Origin of the sequence: Pseudoalteromonas sp. SG45-2 (assembly GCF_014164115.1) — a bacterium.
In the GTDB taxonomy this organism is placed as follows: Bacteria; Pseudomonadota; Gammaproteobacteria; order Enterobacterales; family Alteromonadaceae; genus Pseudoalteromonas; species Pseudoalteromonas distincta.
The window spans coordinates 1-24,512 of sequence record NZ_JACJEO010000036.1; the positions used below are offsets into that span (position 1 = coordinate 1).

The window sequence follows — 24,512 nt, forward strand, 5'->3', positions numbered from 1 at the left end:
CCGACGAAATTACTTGCTTCATCCTATGTATTAACTCGCTCTAATTCGAGCTGAAGTAATTATGGCTTAAAAAGTGAAGCAAGGATCAGTGTGCTTAACTTGACAGTGGGAGTCATACCAACGCCACCTTAAGCGGCAACAAATTGTTTGCTAAAATGTTGAACGAAGTGAAAACAGCAAACTGTTTTTTGTCCGTTTAAAGGTCTTGTTAGCCCTCTGTTTGTAGAAAGCTTCTTTTGATTTCGTTATCAAAATTTGGTTGAATCTTAAACCTCCATAGAGGTAATTCTGTACTTTTATAATCAGTAGGAATACCGATATTAAATTGCGCAGGATCTACATTAGCATCAATTGAAATTACTTTGTCATCGTGAATTGTTCGTTCACGGTAGGCTGAACTAATCATTGAGCTTAGATACCCAACCATTTCAAATTCTTGGTTCTCAGACCGTCCTTCGGGCTCGAAAGTAAAGGTAATTGATTCTAATTTATTTTCTACAACACTCGGTGTAACCGAAGATTCGACCCAATCTCCGTATCGAGTTAAATAAAATGCAATATTTTTATCAAGATCATTAGTTATCTCAACCCCGCCACATTTTAACATTATACTTTTAATGACGATTAAGGTTTGCCCATCATCTGATATTTCTGAAGTTTTCTCATTATCATTGATTATAATAAATTCTAATTTTGGTAATGTAGCAATTAGTAAGTCACCAAATAGTCCCATTTCATTCTTGGAAATAGAGTTAAGAAAGTCTGTCACATAGCGTATAGATTGTTCTATTAATGAGCTAGGATCTAGCAATACCCATTTGTTATATTGAGAATAATAAATGGCCAATTTTAGAGGAACTCTATTCATCTCTGAATAAGTCTGAAGTTCACTCAAATAATCTTTTCTAAATGGGTACTCGTAATTGAGGTCAGAAGAGTGACAGTTTTTCACCTCAACTAAGTACTGTTCACCGTCATTAGTAGTTACTCTATACTCGGGTAATTTAATATTCTTTCTATTGGAGAAGCTAGCCCCTGAGTCTTCTTGTTTAATAAATGAAATTTCACCTAAAGCACCTAAAACCATCGGAAAAGAAGATTCGACTCTTTTACCAAAAAGTACTCTTTGGTCATTCTGAGCAGAGGTTAAAGAATCTGAAACTTTTTGAATAAAATCTTCTCTATCCTTAGGATTCTGAAGGTTATAGTCATACTGCAAACCAATGGAACTAAAAAGATCAATTGGTTCAAATTTTTCAGGATTTCTCTGTAATCTTTTCATTTACACCAAACTTTGATAAGAGGGCTAACAATTTAATAGTGCGCTCATCGCGCATATTTCTGCCAACGATACGCTCATGTATTTTATAAATCATTTTTACCAAATAACTTAACACATTGCTATATATAATTTTTATTAGCATTCAAACTCTCAATAAAAGACAAAATGCGCTCGCCGCTCATTTTCTTGAATATGTGTGCATCACAACTATGCTGTATATAAAAACAGCACCATTATTGGTAATAGTATGAAAACACGTTCCCCATTTTTAAATTATATAGCCGATTATATGTTGGTACGTCAGTATTCATTACGCACCGTAGATACCTACCTAAGATGGATTGCATCTTATATCCATTTTCATAATAAACGCCATCCCGCCTCAATGGGGGACAATGAAGTCGAACGCTACTTAGAACATTTAGTGTTAAAGCAAAACGTTGCACCACGTACGCAAGCCACCGCACTCAATTCATTGTCATTTTTATACAACCACATAATAAAAAAAGAACTCTCATTAAATTTAAATTTTGCCCGTAGTAAAAAACAAGCAAAGCTCCCTGCAGTGATGACCCCAGAGGAAGTTAAAATGTTGATGGCTCATTTAAATAAGCGCTATTATTTAATTGCAGCCCTTATGTATGGAAGTGGCTTAAGAGTAATGGAAGCGGTGCAATTAAGAGTAAAAGATATTGATTTTGATTATAAATGCATTCAAGTATGGAATGGAAAAGGTAATAAACACCGCATTGTTACGCTGGCCACAGAGCTAATTCCTATGCTGAGAAATCAAATTTTGAACGTTGATGACTATTTAAAACTGGATTTAAATAATACGGAATATTCTGGTGTATGGATGCCATATGCTTTAACAAAAAAATATCCAAGTGCCGCAAAATCGCTTGCGTGGCAATATTTATTTCCTTCTCATATATTAAGTTCAGATCCTCAAGGTGGTGAAATAAGGCGACATCATTTTCATCACTCTTGTATTAGAAAAGAGATTAAAAAAGCCGTCCAAAAATCAGGGTTAACAAAAATAATAACACCTCATACATTAAGACACTCTTTTGCTACTCATCTACTGCAAAGTGGCGCCGATATAAGAACTGTTCAAGCTCAGCTTGGCCATTCTGATGTTAAAACTACACAAATTTATACCCATGTACTACAGCAAGGTGCTAACGGGGTTGTTAGCCCTTTTTCAAGATTATAAGCGTCTCTTTTTAATCCTCTACAGATACATATTCACTTTCAAACCAATACCGTCATCTATTTCTACTTTAAATAACACATAAAAAAGCCCCGCTTGTTTTTAAACAAGCGGGGCCCCACACTAATTATTTACTCAAAAATAAAAGCGCCGATACTGCGGGCGCTTTGCATCATTGAATTTAATTACTTTAACTTACTGATTAACTACGCTTTTAAGCGGGTTAATTGGCTGTGCGTTATCGTCTAGTATGTTCATATCAAAATCGAACTCATCTACACGAATCGCCTTTTCACGTTTGATGTTGTAATCAATTAACTGAACGTGTTCAGCTTGGGTAATTACGTTCGCCGCTAGTGCGTTATCAAGCGTAATGTTAAAACGTGCACCTGGTTTAATTACTTTAGCACGTAGTGCTTTTTTAACTTTAGCCAGCTCGCCAAGTGATGCCATTTTAGCTTTGTAAGCTTGCTCATTAATATGATGGCCATCGCCCACTACTGGTTTAACTAAATGCGTGATTTGCGCTTTAAATGCGGTATCTAGCTGAGCTTGCTTAGCTAGTTCGCGGATTAAATCGTCGCTAATTTTTGGCATTTTAGTTGAGTAGTTCATTGTAATGAAACGAATAAACTTACGTGTACCACTTGCAGGGAAGTTATCTAAAAACTTATGCAATGCTTCTTCAGCACTTTGTAGTGCAAAACGAGTCGCGTAATGGAAATACGGCGCTGCTTGCTCACGGTCACTACTTGATACTTTTTGCTCGTAGTATTTAATTGATGCCATAGCTGCATATAAGAAGCTCATTACATCACCTAAACGTGCCGATAGCATTTCTGCTTGTTTTAACTTACCACCAAGTACAAGTAACGAAAAGTCTGCGTACACTGCAAGTTTTGCAGATAATTTATGTACTGCTTTTTCGTAGTCACGTACTTCTGGTAATTCAGAATTAGCACTTGCTGTAAATGGTAAAACACCAAGGCGGAAAGCACGTAAGCTGTTTGCTGTGCTGTAGCCGATTGTTTTACGCAAAATGCCGTTAAATTCTTTATCTGCGCCTTTGTCTTCACTGTGAATTGACTCAACCATAGATTGTAAATATGGGTGACAACGCATAACACCTTGACCAAAGATCATTAGGTTACGTGTAAGAATGTTCGCGCCTTCTACCGTAATGGCAATCGGCTGAGCAACATAACCACTTGCTAATGTATTTTGTGGACCGTTTTGAATCGCTTTACCCGCTTGAATATCCATTGCTGAATCAAGCACGTCGCGACCAAGCTCTGTCATATGGTATTTAGCGATTGCTGTAACAACTGATGGTTTTAAGCCCATGCCTAAGCCTTCAGTTGTAAGTACGCGCATTGCTTCTTGTAGGTATGTTTTACCTGCAATGTCGGCTAGTTTTTCTTGAATACCTTCAAACTGGCCAATGGCTAAACCAAACTGTTCACGCACTGCTGCGTATTCAGATGCTGATTTAAATGCAACTTGTGCTGTACTAACACCTAGCGCAGGTAATGAAATACCACGGCCAGCACCTAAACAGCTAACCAGCATTTGCCAACCACGGCCGATGTTTTTCTGTCCACCAATAACAAAGTCCATTGGTACAAATACTTTGTTACCACGTGTAGTACCGTTGTAAAAACGAATACCCATTGGGTCGTGGCGATTACCAAGCTCAACACCTGGGTGCTCTTTTGGAATAAGTGCACAGGTAATGCCTAGGTTTTCTTTACCACCTAGCAGACCATCAGGGTCAACTACTTTAAATGCTAAACCAAGTACGGTAGCAATGGGTGCAAGTGTAATGTAGCGCTTGTCCCAGGTAATTTCTAAACCAAGGACTTCTTCGCCGTTGTACATACCTTTAGTTACTTTACCAACATCAGGAATACCACCTGCATCAGAACCCGCTTCTGGGCTTGTTAATGCAAAACATGGAATGTCTGTACCATTTGCTAGGCGTGGTAAGTAATGTGCTTGTTGTTCTTGCGTACCAAAGTGAAGTAATAACTCACCTGGGCCTAACGAGTTAGGAACCATTACGGTTACCGCAACTGCTGAGCTTTTAGTCGCAATTGTGCCAACAATGGTAGAGTTTGCATAAGGGCTAAACTCTAAACCACCAAACGACTTAGGAATGATAAGCGAGAAAAAACGCTCTTTTTTCAAAAATTCTAAGATGTCATTTGGTAAATGAATGCCGTTTTGAATCACTGAATCGTCAATCATGCCCAATAACTCTTTTACTGGACCGTCTAAGAATGCTTGCTCGTCTGCGCTTAATGTAGCAGCAGGTACGTCGCGAAGTGCACTGAAATCAGGTTTACCTTGGTAGATAGAACCTTCAAGCCATACATCACCCGCGTCTAGCGCTTCTTGTTCTGTGATAGAAATACTTGGTAATACTTTTTTTAGTTTTGTACGTAAACTCATGATTGAACTCATCCGACCAGCTAAATAATACCTACATTACGTCATAAAAAATCGTTTAGATCAATTACTCTATTCAATTAATTAACAGTTTTTTCAATTTATTTTCTTTACCTGAACGTAAACTGTTGAAACACAAAGGCTTACAGTTGTACGCTGAAAAAAAGTATTTTGACTAAAATGATGAATAAAACAGCAAAAGCTCTAGGGTCTGTTGATCTTTGCGGATTAAAATTTGTTCAAACTAGGGGCTATTTAATCGCAGCGCGAGGCTTGTAACCTAGTGGGCTAAGTAAAAACCGAGCAAAGCTTCCGCGTCCTGCTCACGCCCCTTACCTACATCCATGTAGGTAACAAAGAGTAAATAGCCCCTAGGAAGAACCCTTTGGGCAGCGCCTGTTTGGCATTAATGCTACGTTATCGCCCATTTATGGGGAATAACCACACTACATAGGCTCTGCCTTGCCTAAATACCAAACAGACTGCTGCAAATTCAACCTTGAAAGATCAACAGACCCTAGCGCTGTATCTATTTTTTGATGGGCATAAAAAAACGCAGCACAAATAGGCTACGTTTTTATTCAATTTATAGAGGCTACATTATCAGTTAATCTAACTAAAACTACTTAAATTTAAATCAAATTGTATAAGCGCTTCACTTAGCAACTTTAACAACTTGCTTGCCGGTAAAACCACCAGCAAGTTGTTTATTAAGCGCTTGCGATACTGACTCAGCACTAAAGTCTACGGGCGTTATTTCTGGGTGTTTAATGTCGCCACTAACAGCTCCTTCAAGTAACAGGTTGCCCATAAAGCTCAAGCGTTGTTGTGCACATAAACTATTAGCAAGCCATGCACCACCAATCGATACAACGCTAATATTCGGCGCTCGGTGATACATTAAGTCTTGATCAAAATAAGGTAGCGGATTTAAGCAGGCAATACGTCCGCAAAAACGCATTAACTCAATATTACGCTGAGTACACTCTCCACCTATCGTATCAATAACCGCATCAAAGCCTTGCGGGCCAAGTTCTCTGCGGATTTTTTCGCATAGCTTTTTATCGCTATAGTCAAAAACCACATCAGCGCCTAGCTGCTTAACCAATTTATGGTTACGCTTTGATGCGGTGGTAAATACATCTGCACCACGCTGTTTTGCATATTGAATAGCAAACTGCCCTACCGCTCCGGCTCCGCCTTCAATAAAAATAGTATCGCCTTCACTAATGCCTATTTTATCTAAGCTGATAAGTGCTGCCATACCTGCACATGGAAGTGTTGCTGCAATGCCCGGATTTAAACCGCTTGGCACAACCGACACTGCAAAGTTAGGCACTTTGGTGTATTCGCTCAAAGCACCTTGCTCACCAATGTTGGCATGCCACATAACCCGCTGGCCAACATTAGGAAACACACCTTTATTAGCTTTAACCACAACACCTACAGCATCTAAGCCTAAAATGTGTGGATACTGCCATTTACAAAAGCCTGTTTTAGCAAATTGACCATCAACTGGATTTAAACCAACGTACTCTACTTTTACAAGCAGCTCGTTATCTGCACAGTCTGGAACAGGCAGCTCAGCATCTGCTAAGTCAATTGCTTCATTTGGTTCTGGCAGTACAATAGCGCGCATCGTTTGCGGGATAATGTATTCATGTAAATTTTCAGTATTTGGCATCAATATAACTCTACTTATTAGTGTCGTTTAACGCATAACTCCATTGGCCATTAAATGACTGGTAAGCATTTACTTTGGCAAGCAGTGAAGAAATTGTTGTTTCAACAGCATTTTCTTGTGCTATTAAAACATCCTGACGCGCATCTAACAACTCAAGGTAAGGAATTTGGCCTTCTTCATACATTGCTTGGGCTTGTAAAAATGCTTTATTAGCAAAGTCATAGCGCTCATCTGCAAAGCGTTTTTGCTGTGCCTGATTGACCAACAATTGCAGTGAAAGTTCACTTTCACTTAGTGCAGTTAATACCACTTGTTGATAATCGCTGTATGCGGCTTCACTTAAAAACTGCTGCGCGTCGCGCTGTGCTAATAATGCTGGGTAACTTAATAACGACCATTGTAACTGCGGCGCTACTTGCCACTGCTGATCAGTATTTTTTAAGCCTGTGCTGTCTATACTCACAACCCCTGCAAATGCAGATAAGCTAATATCTGGTAATAACGCTTTGCTAGCTGCAACACTTAAACTATTTGCTTGGCTAAAGTCAAACAGTGCACGGCTAATATCAGGACGTAAGGCAATGGCATTATTAGCGTTTTTTAATGCTACGCTAAAGTCACGTTCAAGCACGCCTTGCTCGTTTTCAATAGCAATATTTTGCGCTAACTTACCGCTTAGTACTGCAAGCGCAGATAAATCGCTGTATTTTGCATACTCAATGGCAGGCATGAGTGCTTGTTGCTGCCTAAGCTGCGCCATAGTACGGTTTAAATCAAGCTCGTTTGCAACACCTTCGTCAACACGGGCTTGAAGAACGTCAATACTTTGCTCAAGCGCTTCAATTTGAAGTGCTACAATGTGTTGTTTTTCAACATTACCTTGATAACTTACAAAGCCTTTAACAACTGACGATACTACTTCAATTTGCAGTAAACGTACTTGCTCTGCTTGGCTCATGGCCGATGCATTTGCAGCATCAACCAACGCCGTTATGCGACCAAATAAATCTAGCTGCCAATCAAGTGCAACGTTTGCACTTGATTGACGGTCAAACACGCTTGGTGCATCGCTTCGAGCTGCGCCAACATTTACGCCACCTTGTGGTAGGTACTGGGCTTTTTGCTCTCCTAATCGCGCTAATGCACTTTTAAGTGTTAACTGGCTTGTTTGCAAATTATAGTTATTTGCAAGCGCACCAGTAACAAGCTCATTTAGTTGATGAGAATTAAGCTTTTTCCACCAGTTTGTTTCATCAGCAACGCTAACGTTACTAGCAATATTAGCTTTAGCAACAAATTCATTAACGGCTTTTTGCTCGCCCATGGTGTCTATTTTACTCGCACACCCTGCTAAAAACGCAACGACTAATACTGCACTGGCGGTCAGACTTGTTTTAAGTCTTTTTTGCATTAATTTAGTCATGAGTATTCTCCTGCGCTTTCTCTTTTTTGTTAGTCACTAACATATAAAATACCGGCGTAAACAATAGACCAAACACGGTTACACCTATCATGCCTGAGAATACGGCGTTACCCATTGCGTGTCGCATTTCGGCGCCCGCACCGGTGGCAAGTACTAACGGTACAACACCTGCTGTAAATGCAATCGACGTCATTAATATTGGGCGCAAGCGCATACGACATGCCTCAAGTATTGCCTCTAAGTGCGATAAGCCTGAGTCGTGTCTATCTTTTGCAAACTCAACCATCAATATTGCATTTTTAGAAGCCAACGCGACCAGCACTATTAACGCTATTTGGGTGAATATGTTGTTGTCAGAGCCAACAAACCACACACCTAACAAGGCTGAGAAAATAGTCATTGGTACAATTAATATAATTGCCAGTGGTAGACGTAAGCTCTCGTACTGCGCTGCAAGTACCATAAATACTAGTAATACAACTAACGGGAATACATAAACCATGGTGTTACCGGCAAGTACTTGTTGGTACGTTACTTCAGTCCACTCATATTCAATACCTGTTGGTAGTGTGTCTGCGAGTACTTTTTCAATAGCAACTTGTGCTTGATCAGAGCTATAACCTGGCGCTGGGCTACCATTTAGTTCTGCACTTGGGTATCCGTTGTAATGCATAACACGGTCAGGACCAATTGTTGGTGTTACTGTTAATACAGAGCCTAGTGGCACCATATTACCTGAGCGGTTTCGTACTTTTAAATTAAGTATTTGATCAGGGTCTAAGCGGTAGTCAGCATCAGCCTGTGCATTTACTTGGTATGTACGACCAAACATATTAAAGTCATTTACGTACACAGAGCCTAAGTAAATTTGCAGTGCATTAAATACTTCATCAAGTGGAATACCTTGAATAAGCGCTTGCTCACGGTCAATATCAATATCCATTTGTGGAACTTGGATACGGAAACTTGAGTACAGGCCCATTAATGCTGGGTCTTGTTGCGCTTTACCAATAACGGCTTGCAGGCTATTAAATAGTGCCTCAAATCCTTTATTAGCTCTGTCTTCTATTTGCAGTTTAAAACCACCTGTAGTGCCCAAACCTTGAATTGGCGGCGGTGGAAATACCGCTACAAATGCCTCATCAATGGCAGCAAAACGTTTATTCAACTGCGCCGCTATCGCCATCGCTGATTGGCTTGGGTCGGTACGTTTGTCAAAGCTCTCAAGTGGTGTAAATACAATGCCGCTGTTAGGGCTGTTTGTAAAACCGTTCACTGATAAGCCAGGAAAAGCAACAGTATGTGCAACGCCTGGGACTTCTAATGCAATTTGCTGCATTTGAGCAAGTACGTCTTCAGTACGATCAAGGCTTGATGCGTCAGGTAACTGCGCAATAGCCACTAAATACTGTTTGTCTTGCTGTGGAATAAAGCCACCTGGTACGGTATCAAATAACTTAATTGTGCCGCCAACAAGTGCAATATAAGCCACCATTACAACAACGGTCATACGGATTAGTTTTTGTACCAGTTTTTCGTACCCTTTAGCACCACGATTAAATACGCGGTTAAATGGTTTAAACAACCAACGACCAAACAATTTATTAAGTAAACGCGTGAACGCATCTGGTTTTGCATCGTGAGATTTTAATAACAATGCAGCAAGCGCAGGCGATAACGTTAATGAATTAAACGCTGAGATAATCGTCGAAATTGTAATTGTAAGTGCAAATTGCTTATAAAACTGACCTGATAAACCGGTAATAAACGCAGTAGGAATAAATACGGCACTTAGTACTAGCGCAATGGCAATAATAGGGCCTGTTACTTCGCTCATTGCAACGCGGGTTGCTTCAAGTGGCGATAAGCCTTTTTCAATATTACGCTCTACATTTTCAACAACTACAATCGCATCATCTACAACTATACCTATGGCCAATACTAAGCCAAACAACGACAAGGTATTAATTGATACACCTAACCACTGCATTACGGCAAATGTACCAATAAGTGAAATAGGCACAGCAATTAACGGAATAATAGATGCACGCCACGTTTGTAAAAATACAATAACAACAATAACTACCAGTACAATTGCTTCAAGCAAAGTGGCAATTACCGCGTCAATTGAGCCGCGAACAAATACCGTAGGGTCGTACACAATGTCGTATTCAACACCAGTAGGGAAATTTTTTGATAAGCGCGCCATTGTTTCGCGTACTTGATCAGAAAGCTCAATAGCGTTTGAACCTGGACGTTGAAATATTGGCATTGCAAGAGCTGGTTGGTTATCAAGCTCTGCACGCAGTGCGTAAGTATCTTGACCTAAATCAACACGGGCTATATCAGATAAACGCGTTAACTGACCTTCGTCGCCTACTTTAATAATAACTTGTTCAAATTCTTCAATACTGTTTAAACGACCTTTAACGTTTAACAATATTTGAAATTGACTGTCGTTTGAAATTGGTTGCGCACCTAAGCTACCTGCAGCAACTTGCTGGTTTTGCGAGCGAAGTGCTGTTACTACATCTGTTGCTGTTAATTCGCGTGCAGCAAGTGCATCTGGGTTTAGCCATACTCGCATTGAGTATTTGCCAGCACCAAACATGCGAATATCACCTACGCCTGGTAAGCGCGCAATTTCATCTTTAATGTTTAAATCAGCATAGTTAGATAAGTAAGCTGTGTCGTGCGTTTTTTCAGGTGAGTATAAATGCACTACCATGGTTAAATCGGGTGATGATTTTTCGGCTACAACACCTAAACGTTGTACTTCTTCTGGCAAACGCGGAAGCGCACTGTTTACACGGTTTTGTACTTGTACTTGAGCACGATCTAAATCGGTACCTAACGCAAAGGTCACCGTTAATGTCATACGGCCATCGCTTGTACCTTGCGAAAACATATACAACATGTTTTCAGTGCCGTTAATTTCTTGCTCCAGCGGTGTTGCCACTGTTTGCGCAATAACGGTAGGGTTAGCACCTGGGTAGTTGGCGGTAACAACAACTGTTGGAGGAACTACTTCTGGGTATTCACTTACTGGTAATTGGAATAGTGATATGCCACCAGCAATTAAAATAACCAACGACAGCATAGCCGCAAATATTGGGCGCTGTATAAAGAAATGCGAAAATTTCATCAATAAACCTTATTGCTTAGCCACGAGTTGTGCGTTGTCGTTTGACAATGTAAATGCCACACCGCTTGTATCAATTGTTACTGTTTGAGGAGAGATTGGCATACCAGGACCTACGCGAGCAGGACCATTTACAGCAATTACATCACCTTCGTTAAGGCCTGAAGTAACCGCACGTAATGCACCGTAACGCTCACCAATAGTAATTAGTTTGTATTCAAGTACGTTGTTTTCGCCAACGGTTAGTACAAAGCGATTTTTTAAGTCAGTACCAATTGCACGTTCTGGGATAATAATAGCGTCGCTAATAGAGTTGGCTGCAAGCTTAATACGTGCAAACGAGCCTGCGCGTAATTGGTTGTTGTCTTCATTAAATACCGCACGTACGCGTAATGTACCCGTTGATGAATTAATTTGGTTATCGATAAAGTTAATGTAGCCTTTATATGCAAAATCACTTTGACCGACTTTTTGCATTACAACAGTTTGGTGGCTCGCAGCAGTAACATCATTGAAAGAGCTATTCCATGTGCGCTCATCAACATCAAAATAAGCGTACATAGCTTGGTTTGAAACAATTGACGTTAATACGCTTTGACCCGCAAGTACGTTATTACCTTTGGTAATATTTGCGCGAGAAATAATGCCATCAATTGGTGATACTACTGACGTAAATTCTAAATCAAGTTCTGCTGAGGTAAGTTGTGCTTGAAGTGCAGAAAGCTGTGCTTCGCGTTGGCGCAGTGTTGAAGTACGCGCTTGTGCTTGCTCAGTTGAGATTGCCTTACGGTCTAATAAGCGTACCGCACGTTTGTCTTCACTTTTAGCTTGTTCAAGTGCGGCTTCTGCACTTTTAATTTGTGCTTTTAAGCTTGCAACAACCGCTGCAAATGGGCGAGCATCTAATTGAAATAAAACATCGCCTTGCTTAACCACGTCGCCTTCTTTAAATTCAATGCTATCGATGATTCCTGATACACGCGGCATTAAAGCAACTTCTTGTGGAGATTCTAAACGAGTTGTATATGTGTGCCAGCTCTGTACCGGCTTAACAAGCACCTGTGCTACATCAATTGGTTGAAGTTGCTGTGCAGGTGCTGATTGAGCTGTGCTCTCATCAGCACAACCCGCAAGTGTTAAAGATGCCGCAGTAAGTGCAGCAGCAATTAGATGTTTGTTCATGAAGACGCTCCATTGTTGATTAGCCTCGCATAATACGGATTAAACCCGTGTGTAAAAACCATAGATTTTTAAATTCATTAATGCCAAAATGGCATCAATAGATTAGTTAAGGTGTAATAATGGATACAACAAGTCGACTTTTAATGTTACTTGAAGTAGTTGAGCAAGGCTCTTTTGCTAAAGCTGCAGAAATACGCAACATAGATCGCTCTGTTATATCTAAACAAATTAGCCGTTTAGAGGATGAGTTAGGCGTTAGGTTACTTAACCGAACTACCCGTTCATTTTCGCTCACAGCGGCGGGCGCCGAAATGATCAAAAAAGCAGCTGAGCTTAGAGAGCTGCTCGGCGAAACCGTGCGCATGGCTGAAAACTACCATTTAGAGCCGCGCGGCGTTTTAAAAATCACTTCATCAACACTTATTGGTCGTCGTTATTTACAACCTGTACTTAATGATTTTCAAAAACGCTTTCCGCAAGTAGAAGTTGAACTGCGTTTAGACGATAGATTAGTAGATATAGTCTCTGAAGGATTTGATTTGGCTTTTCGTGTAGGAGAGCCTAAAGACTCGTCACTTATTGCACGTAAAATAGCGCGTAATCGATTATTAATTTTAGCTGCGCCACAGTTTATTGAAACTTATGGTATGCCAAAAACAATGGAAGAGTTAGCGAAATTACCAGCAGCAAGCTATGCCAGTAACTCTATTCGAGTAGAAGCAATTGATTATTACGATAGTAAAGGTGAGCGCTGCGAGCAAAAAATAAAAAGTGTGTTTAGGGCAAATGATGCAGAATCATTGTTAATGAAAACATTGTCGGGCACAACTTACTTTGTCGCCCCTGCATTTATTATTGGTGATGAAATAATACAAGGTAAGTTAGTGCCTTTATTGACCGATGTAAAACTGATGGAATTTAGCGCTATGTATGCCGTATACCCGCATCGAGATTTACCAGTAAGAACCCGATTATTTTTTGATGCTGTACGTGAGCATTTAGGAAAAGATAAACCGATTTGGGAAAACGGGATCCCTAACTTTGAACAAATGTACTAAGTAGCACGACTTACGCAACGACTGCCTGGTAATCATTTTCTTTTTTAAACTTACAATACACTTTATTGCGACCAAATTGCTTTGCTTTGTATAACTGTTTATCAGCTTGATTTACAAAGCTTTCCAATGAATTGGTACTTTTAAATTTTGCGACACCAATACTGGTTGTAACATTGATTGCAAGGCCGTCAATGTCAAATGTGGTATTTTCAAAACGTGCTCTTATTTGTTCAGCGGTATTAAGTGCAGTCTCTTCATTTGCAAAAGAGCTAAATAAAGCAAACTCTTCACCGCCTACTCTAAATACATACCCTCTACCAAGCACAACCCTTAGTAAAGTGGCCACTTCGATAAGTACTTGGTCACCGACACCATGGCCATGCTCATCATTTATCTGCTTAAAAAAGTCTAAATCGAGTAAAAACAAATATAACTGTGACTTATCTTGTAGTTCAACTTCAAAGTAGTGGTTCATTGAAAGGCGATTGCCTGCACCCGTTAGTGGGTCAAGTAACGCTAAATTTTTAAGTCGCCTTGAAAAATGTGAGCGGCTCCCTTCAAAAACATGAGAAATCGCCCAAATACTTAAATAAGCACAGAGTAGATTAAGAGATAAGTTAAAAGTCTCAAAGGGGGCAAGAGTAGACTGACTACCTAAAATAAACACTTGGATCACTAATAAATTTGCAGAGAAAATTACACCATATTGTTTACCTAATAGTAGGTAGTACAAGATAGGTAATGCAAACGACCATACATATACACCGTTACGAGGCGACGACAAAGATGTACCCAAAATAACGATGAATGTGATAAGTGCGCACATTACAACGGATTGCCAAAACTGTAATGGGCGGCGTATAAGTGTAATATAAGTAAATATACAATAAATGGAAAAACAGATTTCGATATAGCCAAGCAATGGAAAGTTATTTACAGTTAAATTAAATCCCGCAAATCCAACCGATAAAACACCAAAACAAAGGCACATTCCTCTTAGAACGTCCTTTCTTAATGATTTAGTGCTATTAAGGGCTGCGATATCCATTCTAATCACTTAATAAAAATAAAAAGTAAGTTTAACGTGAAAATACAATTTAACAAGCTTTGTTGCTCTAAAACCATGTAAACACACCCTTTTATTGGTGATTTAGGGACACGTTTGATGTTTTTGTTTACAAATTAGCTCTAACAATTAACCACCTAACATAGATAAATTAGTGGTGATGCCCGTATTACCTTGATGCAAAAGATGAGTTGGCTTCTTAGTTTTAATATAACGAGATAACAATGCCATTAATTCACTATTCGAACTGTCGTTCATATATTCTCTTAGCGAAATACCCTCTTCAGAAAACAAACACAAGTGCAGATTTCCTTTTGCTGTAACCCTTAGTCGATTACAGGTACTACAAAAGTCGTTACTGTAAGGCATTATTAAACCAATTCTGCCTTGATAATCAGGATGAGCAAACTCTTGAGCAGGACCTGCTGATGCACTACGCGCAACTTGCTGCCAGCCCGTTTGTAGTAGCTGAGTTTTTAAAACTTGCCCAGAAACATGGTTTGCATCAAAAAAGGCTTTGTTGTCGTTTGTTTGCATCAATTCTATAAAGCGGATGGTGACGGGGCGGTGTTTAACCCAATTTAAAAATGTATCAAACTCTTTTGCGTTGTATTGCTTCATCAGCACGCTGTTTATTTTTACTGAATCAATACCCGTTTCAAGCGCAGTATCAATACCTTTCATTACTGAGGTAAATTTGTCATGCCCAGTAATGGTGTTAAACATGCGCGAATCTAAACTATCAATGCTTACATTAATAGCGTTTAAGCCTGCATCTACCCAGTCATGAATATTCTTATGAAGAGAAAAACCATTGGTGGTCATTGCAATTTTTTTTATGCCCGCAACATCTTTTGCCGCGCGAACAACATCTATAAAGTCTTTTCTAAGGGTTGGCTCTCCGCCAGTGATCCTTACTTTTTCAATACCATGGTGTGCAAACGCTTTAAGCGTATTGCTAATTTCATCAATTGTGAGGAAGCCACGGTCGTGACCGCCCTGATAACCATCTGGTAAACAATAAACACACTTAAAATTACATACATCAGTAATAGACAAACGTAGGTAACTAAACTCTCGCCCTGTTGGGTCGATTAGCATAAATAAACCTTAACTAATATCAACACGTAATAACAACCTAATACCAATTTGCAATAATGCTTAATCGTTTAATTAAGCAAACTGGTATAAACAACGCTACCTATTGATACATAAATAATAATTACATAAATATATTTAATAACTAAAGGGGCAGCCTAAAGCATACCCCTTTAATTATTTTTGTTTTACGCTTTTAAGCCTTTTTTAAGTTCGCTTGGCTTCATTGGTAGGTCACGTAAACGCACGCCTACAGCATTAAACACTGCATTACCAATAGCAGGAGCAACTCCTATCACGCCAGGCTCACCTAAACCAACTGGAAACTCATCGCTTTGTAAAAACTCGATGTCCATATCTGGCACATCTTGCATTCTTAGCGGTAAATAAGTATTAAAGTTAGTCGCAGATACTTGCCCATCTTTATACGTATTTGACTCATGCAATGCAAGGCTGCTGCCCCATAGTAACGACCCTTCAATTTGCGCCAGTGCGCCATCTGGGTGAACTATTAAGCCCGCATCTACAACAACATAAAGCTTTTTAAGCGTTATTTTACCACTATCACGGTTAACGTGAACATGCGCTGCGGTTGCAAGCCATGCTGGCATGGTACGTTCTTGCCCTGAGCTTACAGAAAAACCAATACCTTCGTCTTTCGCCAATTTTACAGAAGCTACTTTGTCAGACACTGTTTTAAGCACATTACGTAAGCGCAGTGCTCCGCCAACGCTCTCAGGTGCTTTACCTGCTTGCTTGCCTTTACCATCTAACATTTCAATTCTAAATTGAACAGGATCTTTGCCTTGCTTATGGGCAATTTCATCGATAAACGACTCAAGACTCCATGCAATCCAACCTGGCCCTACTGAACGTAACCAACCTGGATTAAAGGTGCTTTGTGCAACTTCGTTATTAATAGCGCGTGCACGATGACTGCTCATGCTATACCAATGATCAGCGCCTGATGCCGAAAATGCATCAAATTTACCTTTGCCATCAACACCCGGTGATAAAAACCCTGGTGCCATAGCTTTAGTAGGCCAACCAGCAGCAAATGCATGTTCCATTCCTGTGAAGGTACCATTTTTATCAAACGACGCGGTCATTTTTGCAGCAGATGCAGAACGAGACTGATCGAATAAACTATCATCTGCCCGTGTAAATACCAGTTTTACTGGTTTACCTACTGCTTTTGCAGTTAGAGCCGCAGGCACAGTCCAATCACCAAATAATCGACGACCAAAACCACCTCCTAAATAATAAGGACGAATAATTACTTTGTTTTGTTCTATATCGAGTGCTTTAGCAAGCGCTGGTAACGTAAGTGACTGCCACTGGTTACCGGTATGAATAATCCAATTTCCGTCTTTAAACTCTGCAACCGCATTTAATGGCTCTAGCTGATAATGACTCGCTGTCGCTGTGGTATACATTGATTCTAACGACTCACTAGCGTCTGCTTGGGTTTTCTTTATATCGCCTTCATCAACAAACAAAGTACCCGAGTCGCGTTGCTCGCATAATCGCTTACCTTCTTTATGAATATCAGCTTCAGATATATTTGCCGACTCACCCTTTTTGTAACTCACGTTTAAAGCATCTACTGCTTTAATGGCACTTGGGTAACTATCAGCTAATACAACAACCCAGCCTTGCACTGTGTTACTAGGGTCATTTAAAATTTCATAGCCTTTGTAACCTTTAATTGCTTTTGCTGCACTATCGTCAACGTTTGTTACTGTACTGCCATAACGAGTTGGTGGAATAACTGGACGCGCGTACAGCATGCCTTCAACTTCTACATCTATCCCATATACTGCTGTACCATTTGTTTTGGCTGGTATATCAAGCGCTTTAAAGTCTTGTTTAAGCCCTGTTAAATGACGTTTATTAGCCGGTTTTAGTGGAAGGTTTGCAACTTCATCACTGGTAAATGTACGATTAAACTCGCCTTTTTTAACTATGTCTGCGTAACTAACCGATTTTTCGCCTGAAATAATATAGCCCTTTTCAGCACGACATTTGTCTGCAGGCACGCCGAGCATTTTAGCTCCAGCTTCTATTAATGCAATTCGACCCGCAGCGCCGGCTTGAGATAATGGCTTAAAGCTTTGAAATACAGACCATGAACCACCCGTTACCATAAAGCCCCATTTTTCATGAGTATCTACATAGGTAATTGATACTTTATCCCAATCACATTCAAGTTCATCAGCCACAATACGCGCAAGAGCAGTACCGATATGTTGACCCATTTCAGCTTTAGCAATACTCACTTCTACGGCACCGTCGGTGCTCATAGTCCACCAAATAGTGGGTGAAAAAGCCTGTTGCGCAATTGATTCTTTTGCACTGAGCGAACCCGAAAATAACGCAGGGGCAAACGCCATGACTAAGCCTGCGCTAGCAGTGCCAATCATAAACGAGCGACGATTTAAATTAACGGTTTCGCTATTTTTTTGAAATAATTTTTTCATTATCGGCTCCAGTTAAGCGTCTTGTGCATTTGGATCAAATATATTTACTACACTTTGTGACTCATCTGCAGCGCGTTGAATAGCAGTTTTAATACGTTTATAAGCCATACAGCGACAGTAGTTACCATTCATATGGCTTACTATTTCTTCATCTGAAGGACTTGGATTAGCTGCCAGTAATGTAGCAGCTTGCATTATTTGCCCCGACTGACAGTAACCGCACTGTGGTACTTGCTCTTCAACCCATGCTTTTTGAAGTGGGTGTTCGTTATTAAGCCCTTCAATTGTGGTAATGTTTTTTCCTGCAATAGCGCCAATTGGTAAAACACAGGAGCGAGTTGCTTGCCCATCTAAATGCACCGTACACGCACCACACATTGCAATACCGCAACCAAACTTCGTACCTTTTAATCCAATTTCATCGCGAATAACCCATAACAATGGTGTATCTTCACTTGCGTGTGATTCAACCACCTTGCCATTAATTGTAAACGTCACCATAGCTTGCCCCTTGATTAAGCTTTATAACCTGCGTTTATATTGTTTAATTTAAACGCAGGTTATAACAGTTAAGATTGTTGTAACTACTAATCCATAACACATATAGTTACCGCACCAGCTACATTAACAGCTAAATACCATAACCACTGCACTAAAGCGTTAGCGCAGCTAAAAACTTATTTTGCCCTACGACTACTTTTTCACTCATTTTTAGCTATAAAATTACTTAGCTGCTTTTGAGTATCTATATCTACACTCGCACTACTTAAACTAATTGTATTAACGACCTCACTGCTGGAACGCAGTAATTGCTGCGCACCTCTATCTGAAGTTAAGCTTGCAAGCTGAGATAAATCAACCGCTGGGAATATAGCGGGTACACCTAAACGCTCGCCATAGTTTGCGCACCAGCGCGATGGATTACGTTTAAAACCAGTAACTAGCTCACTTAAGTGCGCTACTTTTAGCTCAACCTGATCCGCAAGCATAAATAAAATCCCATTATAAGCATGGTGTTTAGATAGCGCTTGCGAAGCGACAGCAATTGAAACACCTAAGCCGTCATCCCATCGTTTGTTTTCAATAATATGTATATTTGAATGCCCGCTGAGTGCTTTTACTACCTCTGCGTGCCACTTTCCTGTAACTACATATACGGGTGAATCATCAAGCGCTTGCAGCACTTCAACCGCTCGCTCAATCATTGTTTGCCCTAAGCCCACATCGGCTATTAGCTTACAACCATCAAAACGAGATGATTGACCTGCTGCCAACACTACTTTTGCAATCAGCACGGCTCTTGCCCCCAATGGCTAAGTGATTGGGCATCTTTATCACACAGCACTGCATGTATTTCGCTGATCAGCGATAGTGCAATACTCTCTGGCGAGTCGCCCCCTAAATTTAAACCGACAGGCCCAAAAACAGGAGACTTAATTTGTGAAACACGCGTATTTGCGTGCTCTAAAACTTGCTCACGCCTGTGCTTAGGACCCAATAACCCTATATATTTAAACGGTACATCTTTAAATTGAGCCAACGTACTGGCGTCAAGTTCAACGCTGTGAGCCATTAAAATAGCCGCATCGACTTTATTAGTTATGCAATATTCTTTTAACTCACTCGGTGTGATGCGCAAAATAGCATCTGCATTTTTAAAATATTGTCTTTTTGCATTAGCCGCGCGTGTATCCCATACCGTTACACTCCAACCAAGTTGTTTGGCAAATGTATAAACCGGAACTGCATCTGCTCCACCACCTACTATTAATAGGTGGGGCGGTGGATAAATAGAGGTTTGCAAGCACGTAGCGCCTTGTAATTCTACCAACTGCGCTTTGCGGTTCATTGATAAGCCATGCAACTCATCATTTTGCGCAAATACACCACTACCGGCTGGCAAAATGGGGCTTACTTGTTGAAGATATCGCCCTGGTTTATTCTCATTAAGTGCTTTAGATACAAGCTCTAACTGTAAATAGTCATTAGCTTTGTGAATGGGCTGCAGTAAAATATGTACTATGCCCCCACAACCAATGCCAAGTTGAAATGTTAAATCGTCTTCATCGGTGGCATCATAACTAATGGTTTTACTGCTTAAACTACTCATTACTTGTTTAGCATGGCGTTGTATGTCAGCTTCTAAACAGCCACCCGAAAGCATCCCCAAGCGCTCGCCTAGGCTCGAAATAAGCATCATAGCCCCTAGCTTTCTGTAACTAGAGCCTTCAATTTTGTACAAAGTAGCTAAAACCCATTCTTGGTTATCCCTATCGGGATACCAAGTGTTTAAGATACTTTTCAAATCTGTAACCATATATTGCCCTTTAAAAAGCATTTTTGCGTTTAAAAACAAATCAGCCTAAACAGCTAATTTAAAACTTAATAATTCACGCACAATTTAATTTTCTATTATATCGTTTAAGGTCTCAATTAACTCATCAAATTGATCATTAACGCTTTGGCGTTGTTTATCATTTAGAGTTGAGTTTAATTCGTAGAGTAAATTTATATATAAATCTAAGTTTGCTTCATTGGTTTTCAATAGTGCGTCGCTCATATATAGTTCGCGCTCTTTAATAACTGTACTCAACTGATTTATAAATTCTTTTTTTGTAATTTCAGCATTTGTAAATACCTGTTTGGCCGCATTCAAACGGGTTTGCTTGTACTCTAACCACAGCGCTCCTGAGTCTTGATGTTGCTCATTAGTTGATTTAATCAGCGCTTTTTGTTGTTTATTAAGCTTTCCTATCCACTGCTCGTAGTATTCAAATTGCTCTTCCAAACGCTCATCTTTTCGCTCAAGCGGGCTTTGTTCGTTTAACTCTTCACGTTCGTCGTTAATTTTTATTTGAATATTGTTTAAAAGCTCTTCTCTTTGCTCACTTGATAAGGTTGCCCCAAGCTCAGCTAAAGGCATGTGCGCGTATTCAAGTAGGTTTTGCCAATGCTTTTTAGCAAAAACCACCTGCTCTTTTAACTGATCGATGCTTAGTGTGGTGTTAAAAAGTGCCTTAATATTTTGAATGTCTTGTTTGTAGGCTGGTAGTTGCGTACTTCTATGCCACGCTTGGGTCGAGTTAATAATCTGTTTGAGCTGCTTATTTTGTGTTTTATTTAAATCAATATAATCATCTACCCAAAATGACGAAAGCCAGCTCAAGTTGTTATAAGTGAATGAGGCTGAACAGCTACACAAAAATACCATGCTGATAGCAAAGCATGCATTTATCACTTTTTTAGCTTTAAGATTATTAAGCATCACTTTCCTTATTTTAAATTTTATAATCATGAAAATCTTATTTGATAATAATTATCATTTAAGTATTGACTTGCGCGGTAATCTAACTAATAATCATTATCAGAAACAAAGTGTACCGACCTCAGTGCCTATGGAAGAATATTCAGCAAGGATGCTGACACATTAAAAGAAGAACGTGCCGCTTCGTGGTATTACTTACTCGACCCAAGTAATAACACCAAATATCACATTTACTTGCTACATTGCTCATATTAGTGACGGTTAATATGACTCAAAAAAGCCCTAACGGGCTTTTTTTATATCTTTAAATTTTCTATAAAATCTGTATCTTACACTTCTTAAACTCATTTACTTACCTTGAAAGTCCACCGCGGTGTTATTTACATTTTATACGCACGATCTTATAAGGTACCGCCTTGCGTTTACACTAAAGCTGGCGTAAAACATAACAGTAGACACCCTTTTTTGCATCTATTTATAGTAACCGATTTAGTCTTTACATAAATGTATTGGGTATTAAACGTTTATAATGTGCAAATAGTGCAAAAATTTAATAAATTAGCATTTAACTATGGCCTGTTGACCTTTTAGGATTAAATCTGTTCTATCTAGGCGCTATTTAATCGCCGCGCGAAGTTTGTAACTTAGTAAGCTCATTAAAAAACCGAGCAACAAAGAGCAAACCGCCTCAAGGGCGAGCCTAAATAGCAGTGGATGTTTAATCTAAAAAATGTACTGGCCCTAAAATCTATCGAAACTATTAATAATTGGAGGCATTAATATGTCACAGTTTAATTTAAAAGCACTCGTTCTTGCTGGCGTTTTACTTGCCAGCCCTTTCGCTCATGCAACATTAGAAGATGGCATAAGAGCAGCTAACGAAGGTGAATTTGCAGTCGCCCTAAAAGAATTCCAATACCTAGCAGATAAAGGTTTTGCGCCAGGAATTTACGAACTAGCCAAATTATACGAAGGTGGATACGGTGTAACACGCGATTACCGCAAAGCAGCTGCGCTTTATCAACAAGGCGTTAAAAAGAACCATGCTGATTCGATGTTTGCTCTAGCTGTTTTATACGATGAAGGTAAAGGCGTAAAACTTGATCATCAAATGGCAGTTACCTTATTTGAAAAAGCAGCTAAGAAGAATTTACCTGCAGCTCAATTTAATTTGGGCGTAATGTACGCTAATGGCGTGGGTGTTACACGAGACTATGAAGCGGCACGTAACTGGTACGAAAAAGCAGCTGCAAACAATTACTCTTTAGCGCAATTTAATTTAGCCCTCATGTATTTTGAAGGACTAGGTATGCCAAAAGATCTTGAAAAGTCATATATTTGGAATACTATCGCTGAGTACAACGGTAATATGCAAGCGAGTCATAGCCGTAAACTTGATGAGCGTAAAATGCTGCCTAAAGAAATTGAAGCAGCTAAAGAAAAAGCCGATGCCATTTATGCAAAAATACAAGTGGGTACCTATGCTGGCGAAGGTCGCTTATTTTAAAGTCTTATTTTAGAGTTTAAGACCGTAGCTTTAAACTAATCTAAAAAAGGCTGAATTACATAATGTAATTCAGCCTTTTTAATATATCTTGATTAGCAAGTTAACACCTATTCAACTTTACCAAATCAGCACCCTATTATTTTATGTAAAGCCACTTTAGAAGCTTAATAATAAGTTTGCTTTGTTTTAGTAGCATAACAATGCGAGGATTAAACGAGCCCGATACTAACGTATTTTTAGCATGGCTAAACGTTAAAAAACCTTCTATACCATGATAATGCCCCATTCCTGAATGGCCTACACCACCAAAAGGAGCATCGTCAGCAGTTACTTGCACTAAGGTATCGTTTATTGCCACAGTGCCACTGATTGTTTGCTTCATAATGTATTCTTGAGCGTGCTTATCTTGGCCTAAAATATAAAGCGCTAATGGGTGGTGATGAGCTTTAATATAGTCAATTGCGCTGTCGAGCTTTTCATAACTCATTATTGGCAGTATTGGACCAAATAACTCATCTTGCATAAGCTGCATTTCGTCAGTTACTTGAGTCACTAAATGCAGCCCCATACGATGCTTTTCTTCGTCTTGCTGATTGTGTTCAAGTGGCTTAATAATGTTTGCACCCAGTTCTTGGGCTTGCTCTAAGTAGGTTGCCAAACGTTTATAATGCGCATCGCTAATGATAGAAGTTAAGTTTTTACCTTCAACACCGTCTTTAAAATGCTTTTTATACAACTCGCATAATTGCTGAATAAGCTGATGCTCAAGCTCTTTGGGTACAAATACGTAGTCGGGTGCAACGCATATTTGCCCTGCGTTGGCCATTTTACCAAACAGTAAGGCTTGTGCCGCTTTTTTAATATCGGCATTTTGCGTAATAATAACTGGCGATTTACCACCGAGTTCAAGCGTTACCGGCGTTAAATTACGACTCGCTGACGCCATTACTAATTTACCTACGTTCGTAGAACCCGTAAATAATAAATGAGCAAATGGCAGTGATGAAAACTGTGCTGCAACATCACTCGCCCCTAGTATTATTTTACAATGAGCTTGCAGATCATCTTTAAATATTTTTTCGATAACGGCGTTTGTATGAGGTGTGAATTCGCTTAATTTAAGCATCACTCTATTACCGGCAGCTATGGCGGTAAGCACAGGTACTAACGCTAACTGAATCGGGTAATTCCACGGTGCAATAATACCAACCACACCTTTGGGCTGATAATTAACACTTACTTTTGAAGGCCATAAGCTTAAACCCACAGAGCGATTACTTGGCTTTGCCCATTTTGGCAATTTTTTAATAATGTGCGCGAGTGTTTGCACTGTAGGTAATATATCGCCTAGTAATGTATCGAAAGCGGTTCTGTAACCAAAGTCTTTTGAAGCAGCATCTACTAGCTCTTGCTCAAGTTCAACAATACGTACACGGAGTTTTTTCAATAAAACGAGACGTTTATCAATTGGCAAGTAAGGCGTTTCGAGAAAGCTTTTTTGCAATTCATCAAACTGGGGAATTAAAGGCATTGCATGTGATGTCTCAGTGCTCAAAATAGGTTACTCAATTTTTAAAGTTATTAACGACTATAACCTTGTTCTGTTTTTCGAGCAATAACACTAATTATCTAAAAAAGAGCTTCTTAAGCAATATAAATAAGCA

Annotated in this window: 17 protein-coding genes; 3 read left to right on the top strand and 14 right to left on the bottom strand. The window is 39.6% G+C overall.

Going from position 1 to position 24,512, the window contains the following annotated elements; genetic code table 11:
- Positions 1-208: 208 nt before the first annotated feature.
- Entirely contained in the window at positions 209-1,282 is a 1,074-nt protein-coding gene (locus H5116_RS19190) for a hypothetical protein (RefSeq protein WP_182716862.1), read from the bottom strand.
- A gap of 247 nt (positions 1,283-1,529) precedes the next feature.
- On the opposite strand from H5116_RS19190, the gene H5116_RS19195 reads away from it, so the two are divergent.
- Positions 1,530-2,498: an integron integrase gene (locus H5116_RS19195; protein ID WP_182716863.1), complete on the top strand. Its 969-nt coding sequence runs from the start codon at positions 1,530-1,532 to the stop codon at positions 2,496-2,498.
- Positions 2,499-2,690: 192 nt separating this feature from the next.
- On the opposite strand, the gene H5116_RS19200 is transcribed toward H5116_RS19195, so the two are convergent.
- From H5116_RS19200 to H5116_RS19220, 5 genes are all read right to left on the bottom strand, one after another.
- The gene (locus tag H5116_RS19200; protein ID WP_149603631.1) at positions 2,691-4,946 is read right to left on the bottom strand and encodes an acyl-CoA dehydrogenase; all 2,256 of its coding nucleotides are present in this window, start codon (positions 4,944-4,946) and stop codon (positions 2,691-2,693) included.
- Positions 4,947-5,598: 652 nt separating this feature from the next.
- A complete protein-coding gene (locus H5116_RS19205) occupies positions 5,599-6,627 on the bottom strand; it encodes a zinc-binding dehydrogenase (RefSeq protein WP_182716864.1) in 1,029 nt (342 codons plus the stop codon).
- 10 nt (positions 6,628-6,637) lie between these two features.
- Positions 6,638-8,050, bottom strand: coding sequence for a TolC family protein (locus H5116_RS19210; RefSeq protein WP_182716865.1), 1,413 nt, complete (start codon positions 8,048-8,050; stop codon positions 6,638-6,640).
- Entirely contained in the window at positions 8,043-11,195 is a 3,153-nt protein-coding gene (locus H5116_RS19215; RefSeq protein WP_182716866.1) for an efflux RND transporter permease subunit, read from the bottom strand. Before H5116_RS19215 ends, H5116_RS19210 begins: the two co-directional genes overlap by 8 nt.
- A gap of 9 nt (positions 11,196-11,204) precedes the next feature.
- The gene (locus H5116_RS19220; RefSeq protein WP_002958689.1) at positions 11,205-12,374 is read right to left on the bottom strand and encodes an efflux RND transporter periplasmic adaptor subunit; all 1,170 of its coding nucleotides are present in this window, start codon (positions 12,372-12,374) and stop codon (positions 11,205-11,207) included.
- Positions 12,375-12,493: 119 nt separating this feature from the next.
- Here H5116_RS19220 and H5116_RS19225 point away from each other — a divergent pair, with 119 nt between their 5' ends.
- Entirely contained in the window at positions 12,494-13,432 is a 939-nt protein-coding gene (locus tag H5116_RS19225) for a LysR family transcriptional regulator (RefSeq protein ID WP_002958690.1), read from the top strand.
- Positions 13,433-13,442: 10 nt separating this feature from the next.
- Here the strand turns inward: H5116_RS19225 and H5116_RS19230 are convergent, their stop codons facing one another.
- The 7 genes from H5116_RS19230 to H5116_RS19260 form a co-directional block, all read right to left on the bottom strand.
- Complete coding sequence (locus H5116_RS19230) at positions 13,443-14,480, bottom strand: GGDEF domain-containing protein (RefSeq protein ID WP_182716867.1); 1,038 nt, start codon at positions 14,478-14,480, stop codon at positions 13,443-13,445.
- A gap of 147 nt (positions 14,481-14,627) precedes the next feature.
- The gene (moaA, locus tag H5116_RS19235) at positions 14,628-15,599 is read right to left on the bottom strand and encodes a GTP 3',8-cyclase MoaA (RefSeq protein WP_007582018.1); all 972 of its coding nucleotides are present in this window, start codon (positions 15,597-15,599) and stop codon (positions 14,628-14,630) included.
- Positions 15,600-15,784: 185 nt separating this feature from the next.
- Entirely contained in the window at positions 15,785-18,076 is a 2,292-nt protein-coding gene (locus H5116_RS19240; protein WP_182716868.1) for a xanthine dehydrogenase family protein molybdopterin-binding subunit, read from the bottom strand.
- 12 nt (positions 18,077-18,088) lie between these two features.
- A complete protein-coding gene (locus tag H5116_RS19245; protein ID WP_007582016.1) occupies positions 18,089-18,577 on the bottom strand; it encodes a (2Fe-2S)-binding protein in 489 nt (162 codons plus the stop codon).
- Between the two features lie 200 nt (positions 18,578-18,777).
- Positions 18,778-19,371 (bottom strand): nucleotidyltransferase family protein, encoded by a 594-nt coding sequence (locus H5116_RS19250; RefSeq protein WP_182716869.1) that lies wholly within the window; start codon positions 19,369-19,371, stop codon positions 18,778-18,780.
- Complete coding sequence (locus H5116_RS19255; protein ID WP_182716870.1) at positions 19,365-20,393, bottom strand: XdhC family protein; 1,029 nt, start codon at positions 20,391-20,393, stop codon at positions 19,365-19,367. Before H5116_RS19255 ends, H5116_RS19250 begins: the two co-directional genes overlap by 7 nt.
- Positions 20,394-20,477: 84 nt before the next feature.
- Positions 20,478-21,341: a DUF6279 family lipoprotein gene (locus tag H5116_RS19260; protein ID WP_182716871.1), complete on the bottom strand. Its 864-nt coding sequence runs from the start codon at positions 21,339-21,341 to the stop codon at positions 20,478-20,480.
- A gap of 781 nt (positions 21,342-22,122) precedes the next feature.
- Between H5116_RS19260 and H5116_RS19265 the strand changes: the two genes are divergently transcribed.
- Positions 22,123-22,848, top strand: a complete 726-nt coding sequence (locus H5116_RS19265) for a tetratricopeptide repeat protein (RefSeq protein ID WP_182716872.1) — start codon at positions 22,123-22,125, stop codon at positions 22,846-22,848.
- Between the two features lie 136 nt (positions 22,849-22,984).
- Here the strand turns inward: H5116_RS19265 and H5116_RS19270 are convergent, their stop codons facing one another.
- Positions 22,985-24,379, bottom strand: coding sequence for a coniferyl aldehyde dehydrogenase (locus tag H5116_RS19270; RefSeq protein WP_182716876.1), 1,395 nt, complete (start codon positions 24,377-24,379; stop codon positions 22,985-22,987).
- Positions 24,380-24,512 lie beyond the last annotated feature (133 nt).

Bases quoted from the DNA above. Each gene is read 5' to 3' on its own strand.
- H5116_RS19220 (WP_002958689.1), bottom strand. From the start codon at position 12,374: ATGAACAAACATCTAATTGCTGCTGCACTTACTGCGGCATCTTTAACA.
- H5116_RS19205 (WP_182716864.1), bottom strand. From the start codon at position 6,627: ATGCCAAATACTGAAAATTTACATGAATACATTATCCCGCAAACGATG.
- H5116_RS19245 (WP_007582016.1), bottom strand. From the start codon at position 18,577: ATGGTGACGTTTACAATTAATGGCAAGGTGGTTGAATCACACGCAAGT.
- H5116_RS19260 (WP_182716871.1), bottom strand. From the start codon at position 21,341: ATGCTTAATAATCTTAAAGCTAAAAAAGTGATAAATGCATGCTTTGCT.
- H5116_RS19265 (WP_182716872.1), top strand. From the start codon at position 22,123: ATGTCACAGTTTAATTTAAAAGCACTCGTTCTTGCTGGCGTTTTACTT.
- moaA (WP_007582018.1), bottom strand. From the start codon at position 15,599: ATGCTAATCGACCCAACAGGGCGAGAGTTTAGTTACCTACGTTTGTCT.
- H5116_RS19225 (WP_002958690.1), top strand. From the start codon at position 12,494: ATGGATACAACAAGTCGACTTTTAATGTTACTTGAAGTAGTTGAGCAA.
- H5116_RS19270 (WP_182716876.1), bottom strand. From the start codon at position 24,379: ATGCCTTTAATTCCCCAGTTTGATGAATTGCAAAAAAGCTTTCTCGAA.
- H5116_RS19215 (WP_182716866.1), bottom strand. From the start codon at position 11,195: ATGAAATTTTCGCATTTCTTTATACAGCGCCCAATATTTGCGGCTATG.
- H5116_RS19255 (WP_182716870.1), bottom strand. From the start codon at position 20,393: ATGGTTACAGATTTGAAAAGTATCTTAAACACTTGGTATCCCGATAGG.
- H5116_RS19200 (WP_149603631.1), bottom strand. From the start codon at position 4,946: ATGAGTTTACGTACAAAACTAAAAAAAGTATTACCAAGTATTTCTATC.
- H5116_RS19190 (WP_182716862.1), bottom strand. From the start codon at position 1,282: ATGAAAAGATTACAGAGAAATCCTGAAAAATTTGAACCAATTGATCTT.
- H5116_RS19195 (WP_182716863.1), top strand. From the start codon at position 1,530: ATGAAAACACGTTCCCCATTTTTAAATTATATAGCCGATTATATGTTG.
- H5116_RS19240 (WP_182716868.1), bottom strand. From the start codon at position 18,076: ATGAAAAAATTATTTCAAAAAAATAGCGAAACCGTTAATTTAAATCGT.
- H5116_RS19230 (WP_182716867.1), bottom strand. From the start codon at position 14,480: ATGGATATCGCAGCCCTTAATAGCACTAAATCATTAAGAAAGGACGTT.
- H5116_RS19210 (WP_182716865.1), bottom strand. From the start codon at position 8,050: ATGACTAAATTAATGCAAAAAAGACTTAAAACAAGTCTGACCGCCAGT.